Source organism: Sphingomonas crocodyli (genome assembly GCF_004005865.1).
GTDB classification, from domain to species: domain Bacteria; phylum Pseudomonadota; class Alphaproteobacteria; order Sphingomonadales; family Sphingomonadaceae; genus Rhizorhabdus; species Rhizorhabdus crocodyli.
The window spans coordinates 59,869-81,699 of record NZ_SACN01000006.1; the positions used below are offsets into that span (position 1 = coordinate 59,869).

17 protein-coding genes are annotated in these 21,831 nt (G+C 65.3%); 14 read left to right on the forward strand and 3 right to left on the reverse strand.

All coding sequences use genetic code 11. The features are described from left to right. Positions 1-20: 20 nt before the first annotated feature. Both EOD43_RS22795 and EOD43_RS22800 read right to left on the reverse strand, forming a co-directional pair. Positions 21-2,213, reverse strand: a complete 2,193-nt coding sequence (locus tag EOD43_RS22795) for a TonB-dependent receptor (protein WP_127746732.1) — start codon at positions 2,211-2,213, stop codon at positions 21-23. An 84-nt stretch (positions 2,214-2,297) separates the two neighbouring features. Beyond that, the gene (locus tag EOD43_RS22800) at positions 2,298-3,671 is read right to left on the reverse strand and encodes a phosphotransferase (protein ID WP_127746733.1); all 1,374 of its coding nucleotides are present in this window, start codon (positions 3,669-3,671) and stop codon (positions 2,298-2,300) included. 115 nt (positions 3,672-3,786) lie between these two features. Here EOD43_RS22800 and EOD43_RS22805 point away from each other — a divergent pair, with 115 nt between their 5' ends. After that, positions 3,787-4,452, forward strand: a complete 666-nt coding sequence (locus tag EOD43_RS22805) for a TetR/AcrR family transcriptional regulator (RefSeq protein WP_164857413.1) — start codon at positions 3,787-3,789, stop codon at positions 4,450-4,452. A 7-nt stretch (positions 4,453-4,459) separates the two neighbouring features. Then, on the forward strand, positions 4,460-5,116 hold the full coding sequence (locus EOD43_RS22810) for a TetR/AcrR family transcriptional regulator (protein ID WP_164857414.1): 657 nt from the start codon (positions 4,460-4,462) through the stop codon (positions 5,114-5,116). Here EOD43_RS22810 and EOD43_RS22815 read toward each other — a convergent pair whose 3' ends face one another. After that, positions 5,117-5,668 (reverse strand): TetR/AcrR family transcriptional regulator, encoded by a 552-nt coding sequence (locus EOD43_RS22815; protein WP_127746736.1) that lies wholly within the window; start codon positions 5,666-5,668, stop codon positions 5,117-5,119. Positions 5,669-5,806: 138 nt separating this feature from the next. On the opposite strand from EOD43_RS22815, the gene EOD43_RS22820 reads away from it, so the two are divergent. From EOD43_RS22820 to EOD43_RS22875, 12 genes are all read left to right on the forward strand, one after another. Then, positions 5,807-7,561, forward strand: coding sequence for an amidohydrolase family protein (locus tag EOD43_RS22820; RefSeq protein ID WP_127746737.1), 1,755 nt, complete (start codon positions 5,807-5,809; stop codon positions 7,559-7,561). Positions 7,562-7,713: 152 nt separating this feature from the next. After that, positions 7,714-8,634, forward strand: a complete 921-nt coding sequence (locus EOD43_RS22825) for a TIGR03619 family F420-dependent LLM class oxidoreductase (RefSeq protein ID WP_127746738.1) — start codon at positions 7,714-7,716, stop codon at positions 8,632-8,634. 231 nt (positions 8,635-8,865) lie between these two features. Then, positions 8,866-11,343 carry a TonB-dependent receptor gene (locus EOD43_RS22830; protein ID WP_164857415.1) on the forward strand — a complete coding sequence of 826 codons (2,478 nt, stop codon included), beginning with the start codon at positions 8,866-8,868 and terminating at the stop codon, positions 11,341-11,343. A gap of 74 nt (positions 11,344-11,417) precedes the next feature. After that, positions 11,418-12,308 carry a LysR family transcriptional regulator gene (locus tag EOD43_RS22835; RefSeq protein WP_127746740.1) on the forward strand — a complete coding sequence of 297 codons (891 nt, stop codon included), beginning with the start codon at positions 11,418-11,420 and terminating at the stop codon, positions 12,306-12,308. Positions 12,309-12,371: 63 nt separating this feature from the next. After that, positions 12,372-12,839: an NAD(P)H-dependent oxidoreductase subunit E gene (locus EOD43_RS22840; protein ID WP_420822475.1), complete on the forward strand. Its 468-nt coding sequence runs from the start codon at positions 12,372-12,374 to the stop codon at positions 12,837-12,839. Next, positions 12,836-14,389, forward strand: a complete 1,554-nt coding sequence (locus tag EOD43_RS22845) for an NADH-ubiquinone oxidoreductase-F iron-sulfur binding region domain-containing protein (RefSeq protein ID WP_127746741.1) — start codon at positions 12,836-12,838, stop codon at positions 14,387-14,389. Before EOD43_RS22840 ends, EOD43_RS22845 begins: the two co-directional genes overlap by 4 nt. Before the next feature lie 4 nt (positions 14,390-14,393). Next, positions 14,394-17,243 (forward strand): formate dehydrogenase subunit alpha, encoded by a 2,850-nt coding sequence (fdhF, locus tag EOD43_RS22850; protein ID WP_127746742.1) that lies wholly within the window; start codon positions 14,394-14,396, stop codon positions 17,241-17,243. Positions 17,244-17,248: 5 nt separating this feature from the next. After that, positions 17,249-17,527: a formate dehydrogenase subunit delta gene (locus EOD43_RS22855; RefSeq protein ID WP_240653478.1), complete on the forward strand. Its 279-nt coding sequence runs from the start codon at positions 17,249-17,251 to the stop codon at positions 17,525-17,527. Further along, positions 17,511-18,287, forward strand: a complete 777-nt coding sequence (fdhD, locus tag EOD43_RS22860; protein WP_127746743.1) for a formate dehydrogenase accessory sulfurtransferase FdhD — start codon at positions 17,511-17,513, stop codon at positions 18,285-18,287. Before EOD43_RS22855 ends, fdhD begins: the two co-directional genes overlap by 17 nt. Then, on the forward strand, positions 18,284-19,921 hold the full coding sequence (locus EOD43_RS22865; protein ID WP_127746744.1) for a molybdopterin-binding protein: 1,638 nt from the start codon (positions 18,284-18,286) through the stop codon (positions 19,919-19,921). Before fdhD ends, EOD43_RS22865 begins: the two co-directional genes overlap by 4 nt. A 26-nt stretch (positions 19,922-19,947) precedes the next feature. Beyond that, the gene (locus EOD43_RS22870; protein ID WP_127746745.1) at positions 19,948-20,439 is read left to right on the forward strand and encodes a CinA family protein; all 492 of its coding nucleotides are present in this window, start codon (positions 19,948-19,950) and stop codon (positions 20,437-20,439) included. 35 nt (positions 20,440-20,474) lie between these two features. After that, positions 20,475-21,752: an aminotransferase class V-fold PLP-dependent enzyme gene (locus EOD43_RS22875; RefSeq protein WP_127746746.1), complete on the forward strand. Its 1,278-nt coding sequence runs from the start codon at positions 20,475-20,477 to the stop codon at positions 21,750-21,752. The last annotated feature ends 79 nt before the right edge of the window (positions 21,753-21,831 follow it).

Below are 21,831 nucleotides of genomic sequence, written 5' to 3' on the forward strand. Positions count from 1 at the left end.
CCCGCCCGCCGCCGCCATCGTCAGAACGCGAACTTCGCACCCACGCCGTAGGTGCGCGGCGGGGCGAAGCTGCCGCCGTCGCCGGTGTTCAGCGCGAAGACGGTGCGCAGATAGGTCGCGTTGGTCAGGTTGCGGCCATAGGCATAGACGGTGAAGCCGCTGTTCGCCGGCGTGAACGCCGCGCGCGCGCCCAAAGTCGCATAGGCCTTCTGCTCGATCCGGGCGGCATTATCCCAGAAGAACTTGCTGGTATAATATCCGGTGCCGGTCAGCTCGACCGTGCCGAAATCATAGGTTTCTCGCCAGTTGGCGGTCAGGCCCGCGGTCAGCTTGGGCGAGAAGGGCATGCGCCCGTCGCTCAGATCGCCGGTGGTCGTCACGCTGCCGCAACGGCATCCGGGGAACTGCGCGTTGAACACCGCGCCCGGATATTTGTCGTACTTGGCATCCAGATAGGCGATGCTGCCGGTGGTCGTGAACTGCGGGGTCCAGTGGCCGGTAATCTCGGCATCGGCGCCCCAGATCTTCGATGTCGCGGCATTGGCCGTCACGTTGAAGCCGTTGACGATCGCCAGCACCTGCAGATCCTTATACTTGTAGTAGAAGGCCGACAGGTTGGCCGAGATGATCCGGCTGGTGTTGGTTTTCAGGCCGACTTCGAACGCGTCGATCTTCTCGGGCTTGAACGGCGTCGGCTGGAACGCCGAGATGTTGTAGCCGCCCGATTTGAAACCCTTCGAATAGGTGGCGTAGATATTGTCGCCGCTGTCGAGATCGTAGCGGACCGAGATGCGCGGGGTGAAGCTGTCATATTTCACCTTGCCCGCGCCGATCGGGAAGAAGGCGGGCTTCTGCTTCACGCCGAAGCTGAAATTGCCGCTCGCGCGACGGGTTTCCGAATTGTAGCGCGCGCCGACGATCACGCTCAGCTGGTCGGTCGGCGTCCAGTTGAGTTCGCCGAAGGCGGCATAGGCCTTCGTCTTCTGCTGCGACCAGATATAGGTTGCCGGATTGGTCGGCGTGGAGGGACCGAAAGTGGCTTCCAGCGGATCATATTTGCCGATGCTGTCATAATAGAAGACGCCAGCGACCGCCTGCAGATCGCCCATCTTCTCGGTCGAGAAGGTCAGCTCCTGCGAGAAATCCTTCTGGTTCTGCTGGAGCCGGTAATAGACGAGGTCGAGGTTCGAAAAATCGCCCTCGGTATTATAGTCCGAATAGGCGTTGTTGTAGGCGGTGATCGAGGTGAGCGTGCCCACCTCCGTCTCCAGGGCGATCGTGCCCCCGATCGACCAGGTATCCGCCTTGAAGAACGGCCCATCGCGGTTCAGCGAATAGGTGTAGGTGTTGGCGCGGAACGGCACGACCGGGTTCAGCCCCGGCGTCAGGTTCGCGGCCGAATTGCCCTTGAGCGCGGTATAGGCGGCCGAATTGCCGTCCTTGCGCTTGCCGTAGGTGCCGAACAGTTCGATGCTCAGCGTCTCGACCGGCTCGATCAGCAGCTTGGCGCGCACCGTCTTGCTGTTGATGCCGGTCGCCTTGGTGTTGCGGACGATGTCGCGGGCATAGCCGTCACTGTCGTTGAACACGCCCGACAGGCTGAACGCCACCTTGTCCGCCACGATCGGGGCCGAGATATAGCCCTTCACCAGCACCTCATCGAGATTGCCGTAGCTCGCCTCGATCGATCCGGTGGGCGTGTAAGACGGCTTCTTGGTGACGATGCGGATCGCGCCGCCGGTCGCGTTGCGGCCGAACAAGGTGCCCTGCGGACCTTTCAGCACTTCGATCCGCTCGACATCGGCCAGGTCGGCGGCGTTGTTCGCGGTCTGGCTCGATTGATAGACGCCGTCGACATAGGTGGCGACGTTCGCGTCATTGCCCGGATCGGTCTGGCCCGAGGAGACGCCGCGGATCGCCGGCTGCGAATTGGGGCCGTTGCCGCCCATCTTGAGGCCCGGCGTGACGGTCGCGAGATCCTTGACCGAGATGATGCCCGATCGTTCGAGTTGCTCGCTGGTCTGCGCGACGATCGCGATCGGCACATCGCTCAGTTTCTCGTTGCGGCGCTGCGCGGTCACGATGATGTCGCCGTCGCTCGCCCCCGCATCGGCCGCGGCGGGCGCCGCTTCCTGCGCGAAAGCGGGAATGGCGAGCATCCCGCAGGCGAGCGCAGTCAAAGACAAGGCATGACGGATCGTCTTGCGATTCATGGCATTTCCCCTTCCTGTCGCGGCCGGTTGTTCCCGGTCCGCTGTTCGCAGCAATTCATATGACTCTTTTACGGGCTACACAATTCAAACTGGCAATAACGGCCGCACGAGGCCGTTGAGGTAGAGCGATCCCGGCACCGCGAGCAGGAAAGCCCGGCGGCAGACATTGGCGTGGAGCAGCCGCAGCAGCGCCTCGTCCGCCTCCGGCCCGGCGGCCTCGACAAAGGCTTCGAGCAGCCGATCGGCCTCCGCGACATCGGCGGGTGCCTCCCCGACCATCCGCGCCACATCGGCCAGATAGTCGGCCTCCAGCTTCGGCCCGTAGAGCGCGATCCGTTCCAGATAAGCGGTCAGCGATCGCTGGACATTCTTGCGATAGGCGGCGACCGGATCGGCTTCGGGCAGTTCGCCGACCATGCTGGCCATCGCGAAGATCGGCGCGTCGGCCCAGCCGTGGCGCTCGGGCGGCGGCGCGGGCGGGTCCAGCGCCACGCCGATGCACTCGGCGATCGCTTCCAGCGCCTGCTTCGCCTCCCAGACGATCCAGACGAGATATTCGACATAATCGGCATCGGGCTGGGGCGCGGCCAGAAACTGATCCATGCACAGGCACGACGCCATCGTCCCCGCCAGCGCGAAGGCCGCGGTGTGGAAACGGATCGCAGGCAGATCGACCGGCCAGCCGCCCGCCGCTTCGTAGAGCGCATAGAAGCTGGGAATGTCGCCCAGATCCTCCCACTGCCCGCGGATGCGCAGCGCGGCGAGGTCCATCATCGGATCGCCGATCACGCTCAGCTCGAAATCCATCAGCGCGGTCAGCTCCGCGCCATCGAACAGGAACTGGCCTGCATCGCAGGCGGTATAGCAGGCGGGTCGCGCCGAAGGCGGCGCATTGCGCTCAACCCAGCGCGCGGCGAAGGCGACCAGCGGATCGGCGCGCCGCCGCTCGGTCTTGTAGCGCGCATGGATATCGTCGAACTGCGACAGGGTCAGCGCGCGGGGACTGTCGGGCAGCCGCAGCCCGGCCGCCACGAACGGCGCGATATCCAGCCGGTGCATCTGCACAATCTGCGCGGCGAGTTGTCGGCGCACCGCCTCCACATCCTGCGCGCTGTCGGCGGTCGCAAGGTTCGATCGCCCCGCCACCCGGTCCATCACGATGCCGGGCAATTCCTCGATCAGCCCGTGGACATGCGGCACCCGAAGCCCGCCCGCTTCGAGCAGGCGCCACACGGCGCATTCGCGTTCGAGCGAATAAGGCAGGAAATTCTCGACCCGCTCACCGCGCACATAGAGCGCCAGGGTGCGGCCATCGCGTTCGACATCGACATGCCAGGCCGGGCGCCAGCGCCCCTGCCGCACGGTGCGGACCACCCGTCCGCCGACATTCGCCTCGATCCAGCGGGCGATCTGCCGCTCGGCAGCGTCCGCCCGCGGGCGCTCCTCCTCCACCAACATCGCCGTCTCCGCGGTTTCGATAACTGAAACTACATCAGGAAAAATGAAATGCAATCATGTCATTTCGTTTCCTTCGGGACTTGCGCCGCCTGCCGACTTCGCGAATGACAAGGCGATGACCAGCAATGTCGCGTTCGCGCGGCCGGCCAATCGCGCCGGGCGCCCCACCAAGGCCGATCTCGAACGGCGCAAGGCGCGCATCGTCGAGGTGGCCGAGGCCATGTTCATCGAACAGGGTTTCGCCGCGACCACGCTGGAAGGGATTGCGCGCGAGGCGGGTGTCGCGACGCGCACGCTCTATCATCATTATGGCGACAAGGCCGCCTTGTTCCGCGTGATCGTGCAGGAACGCACGCGGATGGGATCGCCGACGGAGATCTACGCGCTCGACGCGATCGGCAAACGCCACGATCCGCGCGACGTGCTGCGCGCCGCCACCCGCCGGCTGCTGTCGATCTGCCTGTCGCCCGAAACCATCGCGATCGAACAGATGATGGTCGCGGATATGAAGCGCTTCCCCGATCTGCCGCAAAGCGTGGTCGCGCCCAATGTCGCCCAGTTGCAGGACAGCCTGGCCGATCTGCTGCGCTCGATGGAGAGCCACCATCTGATCGGCGCGATCGACCACGATGCCGCCGCCAAATATTTCATCGACCTGATGGTGGGCATGGCATCGTTCCACCTGCTGGTCGGCTATGCCGAAGGCGTGCCCGACGATGCCGAGATCGATCGCAAGATCGACCTGTTTCTGGCTGGCCTCGATGCGCTCAAGCGGGCATGAGGGGCCGATGGCACGAACCAATGCAGCGCGGGTGAGCGAGGAAATTCCAACGATCGGACGCGCCGAACTGCGCAAGCGCGCCAAGGCCGATACGATCCTGCAGGCCGCGCGCGAGCTGTTCCTCGAACATGGCTATAGCGGCGCCACCACCGACATGATCCAGGCGCGTGCCGCCGTTTCCAAATCGACCCTCTATTCGCATTTCCCGACCAAGGAGGTGCTGTTCGAGGCGGTGTGCAAGCTCGGCTCCGACGCGTTCGAAGCGATGCTGGCCAACGCCGTCGGCACCGAGACCGAACCGCGCCGCTTCCTCCAGCGCTTCGGGGTCGAGTTCCTCGCTTATCTCTTCTCCGAAGAGGGCAAGGCGTTCTTCCGGCTGATGGTGGAGGCGAGCAAAAGCTTCCCGCAGCTCGGGCCGATCTTCTACGGCGCGGGCATCAAGGCCTCGACCGACATGATCGAGCGTTACCTTTCCGGCGCGCATGCGGCGAAGCTGCTGCTGGTCGAAGATCCGGCGCTGTCGTCCGAACACTTCATGGGGATGCTGCGGGGCGACCTGCACCTGCGCGTCATCCTGAACATCGGCGCGCCGCCGCGCAGCGCCGAACTCGACGCCTATGTGGCGGCGACCGTCGACCGCTTCCTGAAGGCCCACACCACCTGATCAGTAGTTGGTCAGGCCCAGGATCAGGATATCGATCGACTTGAACGCGCGGCGTTCGCCCTCTTCGGTGCGGATGTTCCAGGTGAAGGCGAGCGCGAGCTGGACATCGATCGGCTCGATCTCCGTCGAAATCATGCCGGCGGCGATACAGGCATTGGTGAGGTGCGCGATCGCGAGGTGGACGGGCAGATGCGCCTCCATCCGCTGCTGCTCGGTCAGCGCCGCCGTGAGCAGTTGGGAGAACCCCGTCTGCCGCCGCGCCAGTTCGACGACGCGACGACACCATGCGCGCAACGCTTCGATCGGCGGCAATTGCTCGGTCAGCTCGCGCGCCAGATCGACCACGCCCTGCAGATCGGCGCGATAGACCGCGACCACCAGCGCCTCGCGCGTCGGGAAATGGCGGTAGAGCGTGCCCGGTCCCACCGCCGCCAGCTTCGCGATCGCATTGAGCGACGTCGCCGGATCGGCGGCCAGCGCGTCGCGCGCGACTTCGAGAATGCGTTCGCGATTGGCCTGTGCGTCGGAACGTAAGGGAACAGCGACAGTCATGGGATTCCCATAGTTGACTGAAACGGAGAAGTCTCCGATATTCGATAATCGGACGGCATAAAAGAATCAGAGGACCGTTTCTAACCCATTGTCATCCTTGCCGGGTGGGAGCCCGGCAAGCCAGGTGGAGAGGCTGCCATGAGCTACAATATCCTTATCAAGGGCGGGACCGTGATCGACGGTCAGAACAATCCGCCGTTCAAGGCCGACGTCCGCGTTTCGGGCGGCAAGATCGTCAAGGTCGGCGAAAATCTTCAGCGCGAGGGCGTCGAGCGCGTGGTGGATGCCACCGGCTGCTACGTGACCCCCGGCTTCATCGAAACGCACAACCATTATGATGCGCCGATGTGGTGGATGCCCAACATGTTCCCGCTGCCGGGCTATGGCATCACCACCTCGATCAACGCCAATTGTGGCTTCGGCGCGGCCCCGGTGCCCGATACGAAGGAAGCCAAGGACGCCATGATCGGCATCTTCTCCTTCTTCGAAGACATCCCCCTGCAGCCGTTCCACGAACAGCTCCCCTGGGACTGGAAGACGTGGGGCGAATATCGCGATTCGATGCAGCGCCACCTGAAGGTGCCGCTGAACTTCGAATTCTTCGCCGGCCACCAGCCGATCCGCCTCGCGGCGATGGGCATGGACGCAACCAAGCGCGTCGCGACCGACGAAGAAATCAAGACGATGCAGGACATGCTGCGCGAGGCGCTCGACGCCGGCGCCTGCGGCTTCTCGTCGAACACGATGGACTATGACGGCGACGGCAACCCCGTCCCCTCGCTCCTGGCCGACGATCGCGAGTTCAACGCGCTATTCGACGTGATGGACGAATATCCCGACAAGACCGTCGAGATCATCATCTCCACCTTCCAGCGCTTCACCGGCGTCGCCGACATGGAGCGGCTGGTGCCGATGCTGAAGGATCGCAAGTTCCGCACCCAGTGGGCCGGCGTCCCCTTCCTGAAATATCAGCTGTCGCGCGGCATCGCCCCGCTGATCGACGAGCATGAGCGTTACAAGAAGGAAGGCTGGCCGCTCTACACCGGCTTCACCCATGTCGCCCCGGCGACGATGATCAACTTCAATTCGCCGCTCACCTTCGCGCAGAACAACATTCTCGCCTGGGTCGAGGTCGCGCGCGAAACCAACGCGACCAAGAAGCTGGAACTGCTCCAGAACGAGGAATGGCGCGAGCGCGCCCGCGCTTCGTGGGAGGAGATGTATCCGCAGGCGATGTGGCGCAAGCCGGAGACGGTCATCATGCGCGACAGCCAGTATCGCGTCGGGCCCTATGGTTCGAACGTCACGTTCAAGGACGTGCTCGATCTGCGCGGCGACAATGTCCATCCGTCGGACGCGCTGGCCGATTGGGTGATCGAGAACGGCATCGGATCGACGCTGGGCTACGGCATGGAGATCAATTCGCAGCAGCAGATCATCGATCTGTTCAAGGACGAGAATGCGCTCGGCAACATCTCGGACTCGGGCGCGCATGCGCAGATGCTGTGCGGCATTGGCGATCATATCGATCTGATCAACAGCTATGCCCGCGACAACAATCACCTGACGATCGAAATGGCGGTCTATAATCTGACCGGCAAGCTCGCCAACTTCTTCGGCTTCCGCGATCGCGGCCATATCGCGGAGGGCAAGACCGCCGACATCGCGATCTGGAACATCGACGAGATCGAGCGTCGTCCGATGATCAAGGAGTTCGACGTTCCCGATGGTTCGGGCGGTCGCGCCTATCGCTACACCCGCGACGCCGCGCCGATGCGCATGACGCTGGTGCATGGCGAACCCGTCTTCGACGGCGGCAGCTTCACCGGTGCCTATCCGGGCCGCATCGCCGGCCACGAAACGCACGAAGCCTTCGCGCAGGCGGCCGAATAACCACGGCGATCTGACAGGCGGCGTCCCATACGGGGCGCCGCCTTGTCCTTTACACTCTGTCGCATTTTACGAGTGACCGGAGGCGGGTGCTTCGCGCCCGTCGCAATAGTGTGTTTAGCTGCTCCGATAACAAAGCCCACGGAGAGGCCGGCATGAAGTTCAGTTTCGCTCTGCCCAACACGGTTCAGCTCAAGGCGCTCGGCAACGACTGGGAACGCAGCGTCGACGGCGCCGCGCAGACCGCGATGATCAAGCGCGCCGATGCGCTGGGCTTCGACATGGTGGCGGTGCCCGAACATTTCCTGGTGCCGACCGAACATATCGAGCTGTCCGGCGCGCATTATTTCGATAGCGCGGCGGGCATGGCCTATCTGGCCGGCGCGACCGATCGCATCCGCGTCAACAGCTGCCTCACCATCCTGCCGCTCCACAATCCGGTGCTGTTGGCCAAGGCGCTGTCGACGATCGATTTCATGAGCGGTGGGCGCGTCACCTGCACCTTCGGCGTCGGCTGGCTGAAGGAGGAGTTCGATCTGCTGCGCGTCCCCTTCCACGAACGCGGCAAGATGAGCGACGAATATCTGGCGGCAATGGTCGAACTGTGGACCAGCGACAATCCATGCTTCGAAGGCCAATATGTCTCGTTCAAGGATGCGGCGTTCGAACCCAAGCCGGTGCAGAAGCCGCATCTGCCGATCTGGATGGGCGGCGATGCCGACGGCCCGCTCAAGCGCGCGGCGCGCTATGCCAGCGGCTGGATCCCGTTCCTGACCAAGGAAGCCGACATCCCCGCGCGGATCGACTTCATCAAGTCGCAGTCCGATTATAAGGGCGGCCCGTTCGACGTGTCCTACAGCCTCGTCACCTCCGCGATCGGCGAAGGCCATGTCGTGCAGGACAATCCCGAAATGCACGTCCAGCGCAGCGTGCAATATTATGTCGATCGCATCGGTCAGCTTGGCGAACTGGGTGTCACCTACACCGCGGTTCCCGCGCTCGAGGCCAAGAGCGTCGAAGCCTATATGGACCATGCCCAATGGGTGATGGAGGAGATCAAGCCCAAGGTGAGCTGAACCAAACGCTCCGTTTCGGTTCCGCTGTTGCCTTGATGCAACAGTAGGGGCGCGAAGCAAATTCACCATTCGGCTCGCTGTGCGAGCCGGCGCCCCATGCCGCAGGTCAATCCGGCCGTCTGCGGACTATTCGCGCATTTCCGCCATTATGGACTTGCAATCGGTCGCATTGACAATGCGCACCCCGATCCGCCTGGGAAATCCTGTCATTCTTTGACGGGAGGGTGTTTCGTGAAATCCAATCTTCGTAAGCTGGCGTGCGGCTCTGCTGCCACAGCACTGGCTCTGCTGATCGCCGGTCCGGCATGGTCGCAGGAAACCGCGCCGCAGGAAGCTGCGCCGCAAGACACCGAGATCGGTGGGGTCCAGGACATCGTCGTTACTGCCCAGAAGCGCGAACAGCGCCTGCAGGACGTGCCGGTCGCCATCTCGGCTGTCACCACCGCCTCGCTCGAATCCAACCGCATCGTCAGCGTTCGCGATCTTGACTCGATCTCGCCGAACCTCACCGTGCGCCAGATCGTCGGCGGCGGCGGCCTGCCGACCTACTCGATGCGCGGCGAAGTGACGATCGGTTCGTCGATCGGCGTCGATCGCGGCATCGGTCTCTATGTCGACGGCGTCTTCCTCGCCAACGCGCAGGGCTCGATTTTCGAACTGGGCGATATCCAGCGGATCGAAGTGCTGCGTGGTCCCCAGGGCACCCTGTTCGGCCGCAACTCGACCGGCGGCGCCGTCAGCATCACCACGGGCGATCCGAAGGGTGAGTTCGGCGTTCGCGGCACGGTCAGCTACGGCAATTACGATCAGTTCCGCGTGCTCGCGCACCTCGATACGGCGAAGTACGGCGATTTCAGCGCGTCGTTCAACTACGTCCACACCGAACGCCGCGGCGACATCAAGAATCTGGGCGGCGGCACGACGTGGGACTTCAGCCGCGTCGGCGCCGGCATCCGCAAGTCGCCCAAGGATCTGGGTGGCTTCAACACCGAAGCGGCCAGCGCCAACCTGCTCTACGATGGCCCGGCGATCCGCGCGATCTACAAGTTCGACTGGACCGACAGCACCTTCTCGGCTCCGGGCCAGGGCGTCATCTACATGTCGCCGCTGCTTCGCCAGCTTTATGCGGCGCAGCCCGCCGCCAATCGCGCGAACCTGACCCAGCTTTCGAAGACGCGCCCCGACGCGGTCAACAATGCCGGCGTCGTGAACAGCCGCATCAAGAATCAGGGCCACAGCCTGACCATCTCTGGCGACATCACCGACGATCTGTCGTTCAAGAATATCGCGGCCTATCGCCGGTCGAAGTTCCAGTCGCCGCTGACGCTGATCGACGGCAATGGCGGCCTGGTCAATCCGGGCACGGCGGCTATGGGTCCGTTCGCGACGGCCTATGGCCTCCTCGCCGGCGGCGCGGCGTTGCTGAACGCGAATATCGGCGCGCCTTTGCTCCTGCAGCCGACGCTGACCTCGGGTCTCGATCGCCAGTGGTCGGACGAACTCCAGTTCAACTATAATTCGGATTTCGTCACGGTCACGGCCGGCGGCCTGTATTTCCAACAGCGTTCGGGCCGCGGCTCGACGGGTGACGGCGCGAGCCCGCTCGGCAAGGCGCGTTCGGCGTCGTTCCAGATCTATCCGGGCTTCGCGGTCCCCGGCCCCCGCGCCAACGGCTTCGGGGCGATCGACGGCCGCGTGAAGGTCGTGTCGAAGGCGGCGTTCGGCCAGGCCGAATTCCACGTCCTCGAGGGCCTCGATCTCGTCGCCGGCGGCCGTTACACGCACGACAAGAAGACCGGTATCGACAACACGATCGTCTCGGCGGCCGCGCCCACCGCGACCAACTCGTTCGTCGTCGATTATTCGAAGGGCAAGTTCACCTACAACCTTGGCTATAACTACAAGGTGAACTCTGACGTCCTGATCTACGGCAAGTATGTCACCGGCTTCATCTCGGGTGGCTCGTTCGCGGGCTTCACCTTCGATCCGGAAACCGCGAAGTCGTGGGAAGGCGGCATCAAGGCCGACTGGTTCGATCGCAAGCTGCGCACCAACCTGTCGCTCTACACGGTGAAATATACCGGCCTGCAGCTGACGACGTCGGGCGCCAATATCGGCAGCACCAACCAGAACCTCACCCAGGTCGTGCTCAACGCGGGCGATGCGCGCGCCAAGGGCTTCGAACTTGAAACGACGTTCCGGCCGATCCGCGAACTGACCTTCAACGCCGCGCTGGGCTTCACCAACTTCAACTATACCCGCGTCGATCCGCGCGTCGCCGCCGCTGCCGCGGTGGTCGTCGCCAACGATCGTTCGAAGTGGACCAGCGCGCTTTCGGCCCAGTATGAGTCCGAACCGGTGTGGGGCGATGCGCAGATCGTCGCCCGCGTCGATGGCAACTACAAGTCGAAGCAGCAGAAGGTGCCCGTCGTGCCGCTGACCACGGGCGGCAGCGCCCTGTTCGGCATCAACGCCGCCGAACAGCAGGCCTTCGCCAATGCGCAGCGCATTCCGGGCTACTGGCTGGTCAACGGCCGCCTCGCGCTGCAGGGCATCGACATCGGCGGTTCGAAGGCGACGCTGGCGCTGTGGGGCCGCAACCTGTTCGATACCAAGCAGGTCAGCTACGCGCCGTCGCTCGTCTATGCGATCTCGGCCGACTATGAACGCGCCCGCACCTACGGTGTCGATCTGACGGTCGAGTTCTAAAACACTACATTCCGGGGAATATTCGCGCCCGTGGCCCAGTCGCCACGGGCGCTTTTTTTTGCCATCGTGCCGCGATGCAGATCCGGCATCTCGAATATCTCGTCACCCTGGAACGCGAAGGCCATTTCGCGCGGGCGGCGGCGTGCTGCAACGTGTCGCAGCCGACTTTGTCGTCCGGCCTTTCCGCGCTGGAGGAGCAGCTTGGCGCGCGGCTGATCGAGCGCGATCGGCGCTATATCGGGCTGACGGCGGAGGGCCGCGCGGTCCTGCCCTGGGCGCAGGCGATGCTCGCGGCGCACGCCAATATGGGGGCTGCGGCCAGCGTGGTGCGCGGCCCGCTGAAGGGCACGCTGCGGCTAGGCGCGATCCCCGCATCGATGCCCAGCGTCGGCCATTTCGCCAAGGCGATGCGAGCGACACATACAGGCGTCGAGGTCGACATACGCTCGCTCACCTCGCGCGAGATCGAAGCGGAGCTTGCGGCCTTCCGGCTCGATGCCGGGATCACCTATATCGATCATGATCCGCCCGCGAACGTCATGGCCACCCCGCTTTATGCCGAACGCCCGATGCTGGTCGTCGCGCGCGGGCATCATATGGCGCAGATGACGAGCACGCGTTTCGAACGTGCGCTGGAGGAGCCGCTCTGCCTGCTCCATCAGGGCATGCAGAACCGCCGCATCCTCGACGAGCAACTGGCCGCGCGCGGGCTGACCGCCGCGCCGCTCGCGACTGCCGACAGCTACGTCGCTTTGCTCGCACTCGCGCGGTCGGGCGCGTTCGTCACGATCATGCCCGACAGCTACCGCACCCTGCTGCCAGACTGGGCGCACACGCTGACGTTCGAGGAACCGAGCTATGCAAGCCGCATCGGCCTGATCATCCCCGATCGACTTCCGCGATCCCCGCTGAGCGAGGCGGCGGCAACCGTGGCACGTGATCTCGATCTGCCCTTTGATAGATAGTTTCTATCAAATTTCAGAAAAGTCGATTTGACCCTATCACATGAGAGGCGCACCGCCTTTCGCGTGATACCGGACGATCTCGACACCATCGTCGGCACTCTGGCCGATCGATTTGCAGGCGAACGCGGCGCGTTGCTGCCCTTGCTCCACGCCATTCAGGCGGAGGTGGGCTGGGTGCCCGACGCGGCGATCCCGCTCGTCGCCCGCGCGCTGAACCTCAGCCGCGCCGAGGTGCACGGCGTCGTCACCTTCTACCATGATTTCCGTCGCGAACCGGCGGGTCGCCACATCGTCAAACTGTGCCTCGCCGAAGCCTGCAAGGCGCGTGGGGTCGGTGCGATCGAAACCGCCCTTTCGGATCGCCTTGGCCTGCCGATCGACGAGACGAGCGAGGATGGCCGCGTCTCGTTCGAAGCCGTCTATTGCCTCGGCCTGTGCGCCACCGGCCCCAACGCGCTGGTGAACGACAAACCCGTTTCCCGCCTCGACGCGCACAAGATCGACCGTATCGTCGCGCAGGTGAGCGCATGACCCGCGCCTACGTCTCGTGCGACATGGCCTCGGTCGCTCTAGGTGCGGACGATATCGCCGACGCGCTGGCGGCGGCGGGCTGCGAGGTGATCCGCACAGGCGCGCGCGGCCTGTTCGCGATCGAGCCGCTGGTCGAGATCGAGACCACGGACGGCGCCCGCATCGCCTTCGGCCCGGTCGAGCCGGAGGACGTGCCCGCGATCCTCGACGGCACCCACCCCAATCGCATCGGCGATCTCGCCACCATGCCCTTCTTCGCGAAGCAGCAGCGTTTCACTTTCGCCCGCTGCGGGATCACCGATCCGCTGAGCATGGCCGATTATACTGCGCATGACGGCTGGAAAGGGCTGGCCGCCGCACGCGCGCTCGCCCCCCAGGCTGTGGTCGACGCGGTCAAGGCATCGGGCCTGCGCGGGCGCGGCGGGGCGGGCTTCCCGACCGGCATCAAATGGCAGACCGTCCTTGATGCCACCGCCCCCGAAAAGTTCATCGTCTGCAATGCCGACGAGGGCGACAGCGGCACCTTCGCCGATCGCATGCTGATGGAAGGCGATCCCTATTGCCTGCTCGAAGGCATGGCGATCGCGGGCCACGCGGTCGGTGCGTCGCACGGCTACATCTACGTCCGCTCCGAATATCCCTTCGCGATCCGTGCACTGAATGCGGCGATCGAGCGCGCCGCGCCCATCCTCGCGCCCCTCACGGTCGAGGTTCGCGTCGGTGCTGGCGCCTATGTCTGCGGCGAGGAGACCGCGCTGCTGGAATCGATCGAGGGCAAGCGCGGGCAGGTCCGCGCCAAGCCGCCACTCCCCGCGATCCAGGGTCTGTTCGGCCAGCCGACCGTCATCAACAATGTCCTGAGCCTCGCCGCCGTCCCCTTCATCCTGGCCGAAGGGCCGGAGCGTTATGCCGAGGTCGGCTTCGGCCGATCGCGCGGGACGATGCCGGTCCAGTTGGCAGGCAACGTGAAGAATGGCGGGCTGTTCGAAATCGGTTTCGGCATCACCTTGGGCGAGCTGGTCAACGCAATCGGCGGCGGCACCGAGAGCGGGCGGCCGGTGCGCGCGGTGCAGGTCGGCGGGCCGCTGGGCGCTTATTTCCCGCCGTCGATGTTCGATACGCCGTTCGATTACGAAGCGTTCGCGGCGGCGGGCGGGTTGATCGGCCATGCCGGGATCACCGTGTTCGACGACAGCGTCGACATGGCCGCGATGGCCCGCTTCGCGATGGAATTCTGCGCGATCGAAAGCTGCGGCAAATGCACGCCGTGCCGGATCGGATCGACCCGCGGGGTCGAGACGATCGACCGCATCAAGGGCGCCGCAAAGCGCGAACAGGCACTGGAGGCTATGCCTCAGATGCGCAACGCGAAGGTCAAACACCGCTCGGTCGATGAAGAGATCGGCGTGCTGCGCGACCTGTGCGAGACGATGAAGTTCGGATCGCTCTGCGCACTGGGTGGCTTCACCCCTTATCCGGTGCTGAGCGCGCTGGATCATTTCCCGGAAGATTTCGGCGGCGCCCCCGCGCTGCCCCAGGCGGCGGAGTAAGGCGATGGGATGGATCGGCGAGATCGACCTTGGCACCAAGCCCGCGCCCGACACGGCGCCGCTGGTGTCGCTCACCATCGACGGCCAGCCGGTCGACGTCCCCGCCGGCACCTCGATCATGCGCGCCGCCGCCTTGATGGGGACGAGCATCCCCAAATTGTGCGCGACCGACACGCTCGAAAGCTTCGGATCGTGCCGCCTGTGCCTGGTCGAGATCGACGGGCGCGCAGGCTATCCGGCATCGTGCACCACGCCCGTCACCCCCGGTATGGTCGTGCGCACGCAGACCGAAAAGCTGGCCAAGCTGCGCAAGGGGGTGATGGAACTCTACATTTCCGATCACCCGCTCGACTGCCTCACCTGCTCGGCGAACGGCGATTGCGAATTGCAGGATCAGGCGGGGGCCGTCGGCCTGCGCGACGTTCGCTACGGCTATGACGGCGCGAACCATCTCGATGCGGCCAAGGACGAGTCCAACCCCTATTTCACCTTCGATCCCGCCAAGTGCATCGTCTGCTCCCGCTGCGTGCGCGCCTGTGACGAGGTGCAGGGGACGCTGGCGCTCACCGTCGACGGGCGCGGCTTCGCAAGCCACATCGCCGCGAGCCAGGACGAGGATTTCCTGTCGTCCGAATGCGTATCCTGCGGCGCCTGCGTGCAGGCATGCCCGACGTCGGCGCTGATCGAAAAGGAAGTCATCAAGGTCGGCACGCCGGACAAGGCGGTCGTCACCACCTGCGCCTATTGCGGGGTCGGTTGCACCTTCCGCGCCGAGATGCGCGGCGAACAACTCGTCCGCATGGTGCCGTGGAAGGACGGCAAGGCCAATCGCGGGCATAGCTGCGTAAAAGGCCGCTTCGCCTGGGGCTATGCCAACCACAAGGAACGCATCCTCAACCCGATGATCCGCGAGAGCGTCGATCAGCCGTGGCGCGAGGTGAGCTGGGAAGAAGCGATCGCCCACACCGCCTCCGAGTTCCGCCGCATCCAGTCCTCCTACGGCACCCGCGCGGTGGGCGGGATCACGTCGAGCCGCTGCACAAACGAGGAGACTTTCCTCGTCCAGAAGCTGATCCGGCAGGGCTTCGGCAACAACAATGTCGATACGTGCGCGCGCGTCTGCCACTCACCGACCGGCTATGGCCTCAAGACCACCTTCGGCACCTCCGCCGGGACGCAGGATTTCGACAGCGTCCAGCATAGCGACGTCATCCTCGTCATCGGCGCGAACCCGACCGACGGCCACCCCGTTTTCGCCAGCCGGATGAAACGGCGGCTTCGCCAAGGCGCGAAGCTGATCGTCATCGATCCGCGCCGCACCGATCTGGTCCGCAGCCCCCATATCGAGGCCGCGCATCACCTGTCGCTGCGCCCCGGCACCAACGTCGCGGTGCTGACCGCGATGGCGCATGTGATCGTGACCGAGGGGCTGTTCGACCAAGCCTACATCACCGAACGCTGCGACTGGGACGAGTTTCAGGATTGGGCCGCGTTCGTTAGCGAAGACGAACGATCGCCCGAAGCGACCGCGAGCCTCACCGGGGTGGATCCGGACGAACTGCGCAAGGCCGCGCGCCTCTACGCGACCGGCGGCAATGGCGCGATCTATTACGGCCTTGGCGTCACCGAACACAGCCAGGGTTCGTCGACCGTGATGGCGATCGCCAACCTCGCGATGGCGACAGGCAATGTCGGGCGCGAGGGCGTGGGCGTGAACCCGCTGCGCGGCCAGAACAACGTGCAGGGCGCGTGCGACATGGGCAGCTTCCCGCACGAATTTTCAGGCTACCGCCACGTTTCCGATCCGGAGGCTCGCGCGATGTTCGAAGATGCGTGGGGCGTGCCGCTGGACGACGAACCCGGCCTGCGCATCCCCAACATGCTCGACGCCGCGACCGATGGCGCGTTCAAGGCCTTGTTCATTCAGGGCGAGGATATCCTGCAATCCGATCCCAACACCGCCCACGTCGCCGCCGGCCTCGCCGCGATGGAGTGTGTGGTGGTGCAGGATCTGTTCCTGAACGAGACCGCCAATTACGCGCACGTCTTCCTGCCCGGATCGACCTTCCTGGAGAAAGACGGCACCTTCACCAATGCCGAGCGCCGCATCCAGCGCGTCCGCAAGGTGATGGCCCCGCTCAACGGCTTTGCCGACTGGGAGATCGTGCAGATGGTCGCGCAGGCGATGGGGCTGGACTGGAGCTACGCGCACCCGTCCGAGATCATGGACGAGATCGCTGCCCTCACCCCCAGCTTCGCCAAGGTGAATTACGCGGCGCTGGAGGAGCATGGATCGCTCCAGTGGCCCGCAACCGCCGCCGCCCCGCTCGGCACGCCGACGATGCACCTCGACGGCTTCGTGCGCGGCAAGGGCAAGTTCGTCGTCACCGATTATGTCGCGACCGACGAGAAGACCGGCCCGCGCTTCCCGCTGCTGCTCACCACCGGGCGCATCCTGAGCCACTACAATGTCGGCGCGCAGACGCGGCGGACCGACAATGTCGCGTGGCATCCCGAGGACCGGCTGGAAATCCATCCGCACGACGCCGAAAATCGCGGGCTGCACGACGGCCAGTGGGTGTCGCTGCGCAGCCGCGCGGGTGAGACGACACTGCGCGCGCTGATCACCGAGCGGGTGGCGCCGGGCGTGGTCTATACGACCTTCCATCACCCGACGACGCAGGCCAACGTCATCACCACCGACTTTTCGGACTGGGCCACCAATTGCCCCGAGTACAAGGTGACGGCGGTGCAGGTGTCGCCATCCAACGGCCCGAGCGACTGGCAGGAAAATTACGATGCGCACGCGAAGCGTTCGCGCCGGATCGAGCCGCGCTTCGAGCCGGCGGAGTAAGCGCGATGATGTCGACCGACCAGCGCCTCGCCTATATGGCCGATCAGATCGCGCGCAATTTCGCCGCGATCGGGCATGAGAAGGCGGCGATGGCGACGGCGGATCATATCGCGAAATTCTGGGATCCGCGGATGAAGGCGCGGATTGCAGGCCTGACCGACAGCCTCGGCCCCGTCGCCGCGCGCGCCATTGCGATCCTGCACGAAAAGGGTTCCCCGCCGCCGCAGACGCCCGCGACCGAATATGCCGACGTCGCGGGTGCGGGCCATGACGACGCCGGCTGAACGGCGGCCGGTCGAGCGGGTCGGTAGCGACGGAACACGCGCGACGATCGATCGGGCGATTGCTGTCGAAATGCCGATCGCGCTGGAGTTTAACGGCATCGGCTATGCCGTGATGATGGCGACGCCGGCCGATCTGGAGGATTTCGCGACCGGCTTCTCGTTGTCCGAACGGCTGATCGATCGCGCCGCCGATATCGTCGATATCGATGCGCACGAAACCCCGCAGGGCGTGCTGCTGCGCGTCACCCTGATCGACGATCGCCTGCCGCGCGTCATGGAGCGCGTGCGCCATCGCGTGTCCGAAAGCAGTTGCGGCCTGTGCGGGATCGAAAATCTCGAAACCGCGCTACGCCCCCTGCCCGCCGTCGCCGCGACCAGCGATGCGGACGAGGCCGCGATCTTCCGCGCGCTCGGGCGCTTGCGCGATCACCAGCCGCTCAACGCCGAAACCGGCGCGGTCCACGCCGCCGCCTTTTGCTCGGCGCAGGGAGAGGTGCTGATCGCGCGCGAGGATGTCGGCCGCCACAACGCTTTCGACAAATTGATCGGCGCGATGGCGCGGGACGGGCGCTCTTGGGACGGAGGCTTCGCGCTGCTAAGCTCTCGCTGCTCGTTCGAACTTGTCGAGAAAGCCGTGCTCGCCGACTGTCCCTTGCTCGTCACCGTGTCCGCCCCGACCAGCCTTGCCGTGACGCGGGCGGCGGAGGCGGGACTTCGCCTGATCGTGCTCGCCCGGCCCGACGCGCTGCTGATCGCATGAAGCGCCTTGGGGTGGTGCTCGCCGGCGGCCGATCGAGCCGCTTCGGCAGCGACAAGGCGCGCGCGATGCTCGAAGATCGCCCCCTGATCGACCATGCGCGCGATACGATCGCGCCGTTCGTCGATGCGATGGCGACGGATATTCCCGACCATCCCGCACCCGGCCTCGGCCCGCTCGGCGGCCTGTGCGGGGCGCTACGGCACGCCAAGGCGCGGGGCTTCGACGCGGTGGTGGTGACGGCGTGCGACATTCCGCAACTGCCATCCGATGTCGTTCCAAAGCTGATCGATGCGGCGCCCGCCTTCCTGCTCGAAGCGCCGGTCGTCGGCTGCTGGCCGGTCGGGCTGGCCGACCAGCTCGAAGCCTTTCTGGGCGGTGAGGATCGGTCGATGCACGCCTGGGCACGCGCCTGCGCCGCGACCGGCATCGCCAGCGATCCCATTCGCAACATCAACCGCCCTTCCGACCTGACCAGCGCGCCTAAGCCAAAGCCCAACCGCCCCGCCTTTTTCGAGGCTATCGCGGCCGTCGAGCACCATGTCGCCGCGCTTCCCATCGAGACGATCGCCCTGACCGACGCGCTGGGCCGCGTCACCTCTGCGCCGGTGCAGGCGCGACTTTTTCACCCCGCCGCCGACATGTCGGCGATGGACGGCTTCGTCCTGACCGCCGCCGACTGCGCAGGCGGCGATCTGGCGATCGGCGATCCGATCTTCGCGGGCGACGTCAGCGCGCCGCTCCCCCCCGGCACCGCGCGACCGATCATGACCGGCGCAATCATTCCCGCAGGCGGCGCGACCGTGCTGATCAAGGAGCGCGCGACCGTCGACGGTGATCGGCTGCACATCACCGAGCCGGTCGCGACCAACATGAACATCCGCCGCAAGGGCGAGGATGCCGCCCCCGGTGACGAGGTGCTGGGGCCGGGTCGGACGATCTCCGCCCCGATGCTCGGCGCGCTGGTCGCTTATGGCGTGGAGACGATCGACGTGCGCCGCCGCCCGCGCATCGCGATCATCCCGACCGGCGACGAACTGGGCAGCGGCATCATCGACGTCAACGGTCCGATGATCGCGGCGCTGTTTGCGGAAACCGGCGCGGCCGTCACCCTCTCCGCCCCCGTGCCCGACAGCCGCGAAGCGATTGCCGGTGCGATTGCGGCGGCGCTGGCGACGGCGGATTTCGTCATCACCACCGGCGGCGCATCGGCAGGCGAACGCGATCATATTCCCGATGCGGTGCGCGATGTCGGCGCGGCGATCCATTTCCACGGCGTCCGCATGCGCCCCGGCAAGCCCGTATTGTTCGCGACGACGCCCGGCGGCGTCCCGATCCTCGGCCTGCCGGGCAATCCGGTCGCGGCTCTCGTCGGCTGCCGCTTCTTCGGGATGGCAACGCTGCGCCGGCTGCTCGGCCTGCCTTCAGAGGCGGGGCGTGCCGTCACCAGCGCGGTCCTGCCCACCAACGGCGTCGCCAACGTCACCCGCGTCGTCGCGGGCGACGGGCCGATCAGCCCCCTGCCCGGCGATCGGCCACACATGATGCGCTCGCTCCTCACCGCCGATCACTGGATGGTGCAATTGTCCGATACCGAACAAGCGACGCTCTTTCCCCTCATCGATCGGCTGGGCTAAGCCCGGACAAACAAGAGGGGATTTCGATGCTGCACGAACTCAATGCGCTCGCGGCGCCATCGGCCGCCCTGCTGGTCGAACGCGGCCAATCGGTCGCGGTGGCGGACGGATCGACCGGCGGGCTCGTCTCGGCGGCCTTCTGCACGATTCCCGGCGCGACCAAGTTCTTCAAGGGCGGCGGCACGCTCTATTCGATCGCGGGGCGTAAGCATCTGTTCGGCCTGCCGCTGTCCGACTGGACCGGCCTGCGCGGCGTCACCGAACCCTATACATTGCTGCAGGCGACCGCGATCCGCGACAATTTCGGTGCCGACTGGAGCATCGCCGAAAGCGGATCGGCCGGCCCGGTCGATCATCCGCACGGCAAACCTTCGGGTACGAGCTGCATCGCGATTGCGGGGCCGGATGGCTTCACGATGGTCCGCATGGTCGAAACCGACAGCAACGATCGCATCGCCAATATGGAGACCTTCGCGAAAACGGCGCTCGCCATGTTCCATGAGGCGCTGACGGCGTAACTTGCCTGTCACGATAATCGCTTCATAGTCGGGAAATGCCCGTTTCCCGCCGTACCTTCCTCGCCGCCTCCGCCGCCGCTTCGGCCGCACCCGCCTTCGCCGAGACGCTGGCGGTCCCCGCCGGCATCACGCCCGACAAACTCGCCGCCGACGAGGCGTGGTGGGCGCAGGTCGCCAAACTCTACGACGCACCACCGCCCGGCATCGTCCAGCTGGAGGCCGGGCATTTCGGCGCGATGCAGACGACGGTGCGACAGGCTTATGAAGCCCGCACCGACAAGGTGAACCGCGAGACGACCCTGTTCACGCGCGGCCCCGCCAATGCCGAGATGCGCGGCGTGCGCACGCAGGTCGCGGCGCTGCTCAAGCTCGATCCGGCCGAGATCGCCTTCACGCGCGGCGGCAGTGAATCGATGGCGGTGCTGATCGGCGGCTATAACAAGCTCATGCCCGGCGACGCCGTTCTCTACGCCGATCTAGATTATGACGCGATGCAGACCGGCATGGAATCGCTCGCGCGGCTGCGCGGGGTGCGGGTCGTGAAGATCGACCTGCCCGAACCTGCGACCGCGCAATCTTTGGTCGACGCCTATGAGGCCGCGCTGAAGGCCGATCCGAAGATTCGCATGATGCTGCTGACCCAGCTCAGCCACCGCACCGGCCTCGTCCCGCCCGTCAAAGAGATCGTGGCAATGGCGAAGGCGCGCAATATCGACGTGCTGCTCGACGTCGGCCACGCGCTCGGCCAGCTCGATTTCTCGTTGAAGGAACTGGGCATCGAGTTTGCGGGCATCAACCTTCACAAATGGATCGCAGCACCTTTGGGTGTCGGGGTGGTCTATATCGGCAAGGATCGCATCCCCGACATCGACCCGTCGCTGCTCGAAGCACCGAGCGACCGGATCGATGCGCGCATCCACACGGGCACCGTCAACTTCGCCGGCATCCTCACCGTCCCCGACGCGATCGCCGCGCACCAGAGGATCGGCATCGCCGCCAAGGCCGCGCGCCTGCGCCACCTGCGCGATCTGTGGGTGAAGCCGCTGCGGGGCGTGAAGGGGATCGAGATCCTCACCCCGGACGATCCCGCGCTTCACGGCGGCATCACATCCTTCCGCCTGACCGGCCGCACCTCGATCGAGGCCAATCGCGCGCTGCGGCAGGCTTTGTTCGACCGGCATCGCATCTTCACGATCGAGCGCGACGGCCCCGCCAAGGGATGCTGCGTGCGCGTCTCCCCATCCTTCACCAACAACGCCGATGACATGGCTAAGCTGGTCGCGGCGTTGCACGAAATCGCCGCCGAAGGATAAGTTGTGCACAGTCCGGAACCTTCACTCTCCTGAACCATTCGGCATTTCGGGCCAAATATTTAGCCGCGCTGCCGCAGGG

Excerpts from the sequence above, each read along its gene's own strand:
- EOD43_RS22865 (WP_127746744.1), top strand. The coding sequence starts at position 18,284 with ATGAAGCGCCTTGGGGTGGTGCTCGCCGGCGGCCGATCGAGCCGCTTC.
- EOD43_RS22800 (WP_127746733.1), bottom strand. The coding sequence starts at position 3,671 with ATGTTGGTGGAGGAGGAGCGCCCGCGGGCGGACGCTGCCGAGCGGCAG.
- fdhF (WP_127746742.1), top strand. The coding sequence starts at position 14,394 with ATGGGATGGATCGGCGAGATCGACCTTGGCACCAAGCCCGCGCCCGAC.
- EOD43_RS22870 (WP_127746745.1), top strand. The coding sequence starts at position 19,948 with ATGCTGCACGAACTCAATGCGCTCGCGGCGCCATCGGCCGCCCTGCTG.
- EOD43_RS22805 (WP_164857413.1), top strand. The coding sequence starts at position 3,787 with ATGACCAGCAATGTCGCGTTCGCGCGGCCGGCCAATCGCGCCGGGCGC.
- EOD43_RS22820 (WP_127746737.1), top strand. The coding sequence starts at position 5,807 with ATGAGCTACAATATCCTTATCAAGGGCGGGACCGTGATCGACGGTCAG.
- EOD43_RS22845 (WP_127746741.1), top strand. The coding sequence starts at position 12,836 with ATGACCCGCGCCTACGTCTCGTGCGACATGGCCTCGGTCGCTCTAGGT.
- EOD43_RS22815 (WP_127746736.1), bottom strand. The coding sequence starts at position 5,668 with ATGACTGTCGCTGTTCCCTTACGTTCCGACGCACAGGCCAATCGCGAA.
- EOD43_RS22810 (WP_164857414.1), top strand. The coding sequence starts at position 4,460 with ATGGCACGAACCAATGCAGCGCGGGTGAGCGAGGAAATTCCAACGATC.
- EOD43_RS22855 (WP_240653478.1), top strand. The coding sequence starts at position 17,249 with ATGATGTCGACCGACCAGCGCCTCGCCTATATGGCCGATCAGATCGCG.
- EOD43_RS22825 (WP_127746738.1), top strand. The coding sequence starts at position 7,714 with ATGAAGTTCAGTTTCGCTCTGCCCAACACGGTTCAGCTCAAGGCGCTC.
- EOD43_RS22835 (WP_127746740.1), top strand. The coding sequence starts at position 11,418 with ATGCAGATCCGGCATCTCGAATATCTCGTCACCCTGGAACGCGAAGGC.
- fdhD (WP_127746743.1), top strand. The coding sequence starts at position 17,511 with ATGACGACGCCGGCTGAACGGCGGCCGGTCGAGCGGGTCGGTAGCGAC.
- EOD43_RS22795 (WP_127746732.1), bottom strand. The coding sequence starts at position 2,213 with ATGAATCGCAAGACGATCCGTCATGCCTTGTCTTTGACTGCGCTCGCC.
- EOD43_RS22875 (WP_127746746.1), top strand. The coding sequence starts at position 20,475 with ATGCCCGTTTCCCGCCGTACCTTCCTCGCCGCCTCCGCCGCCGCTTCG.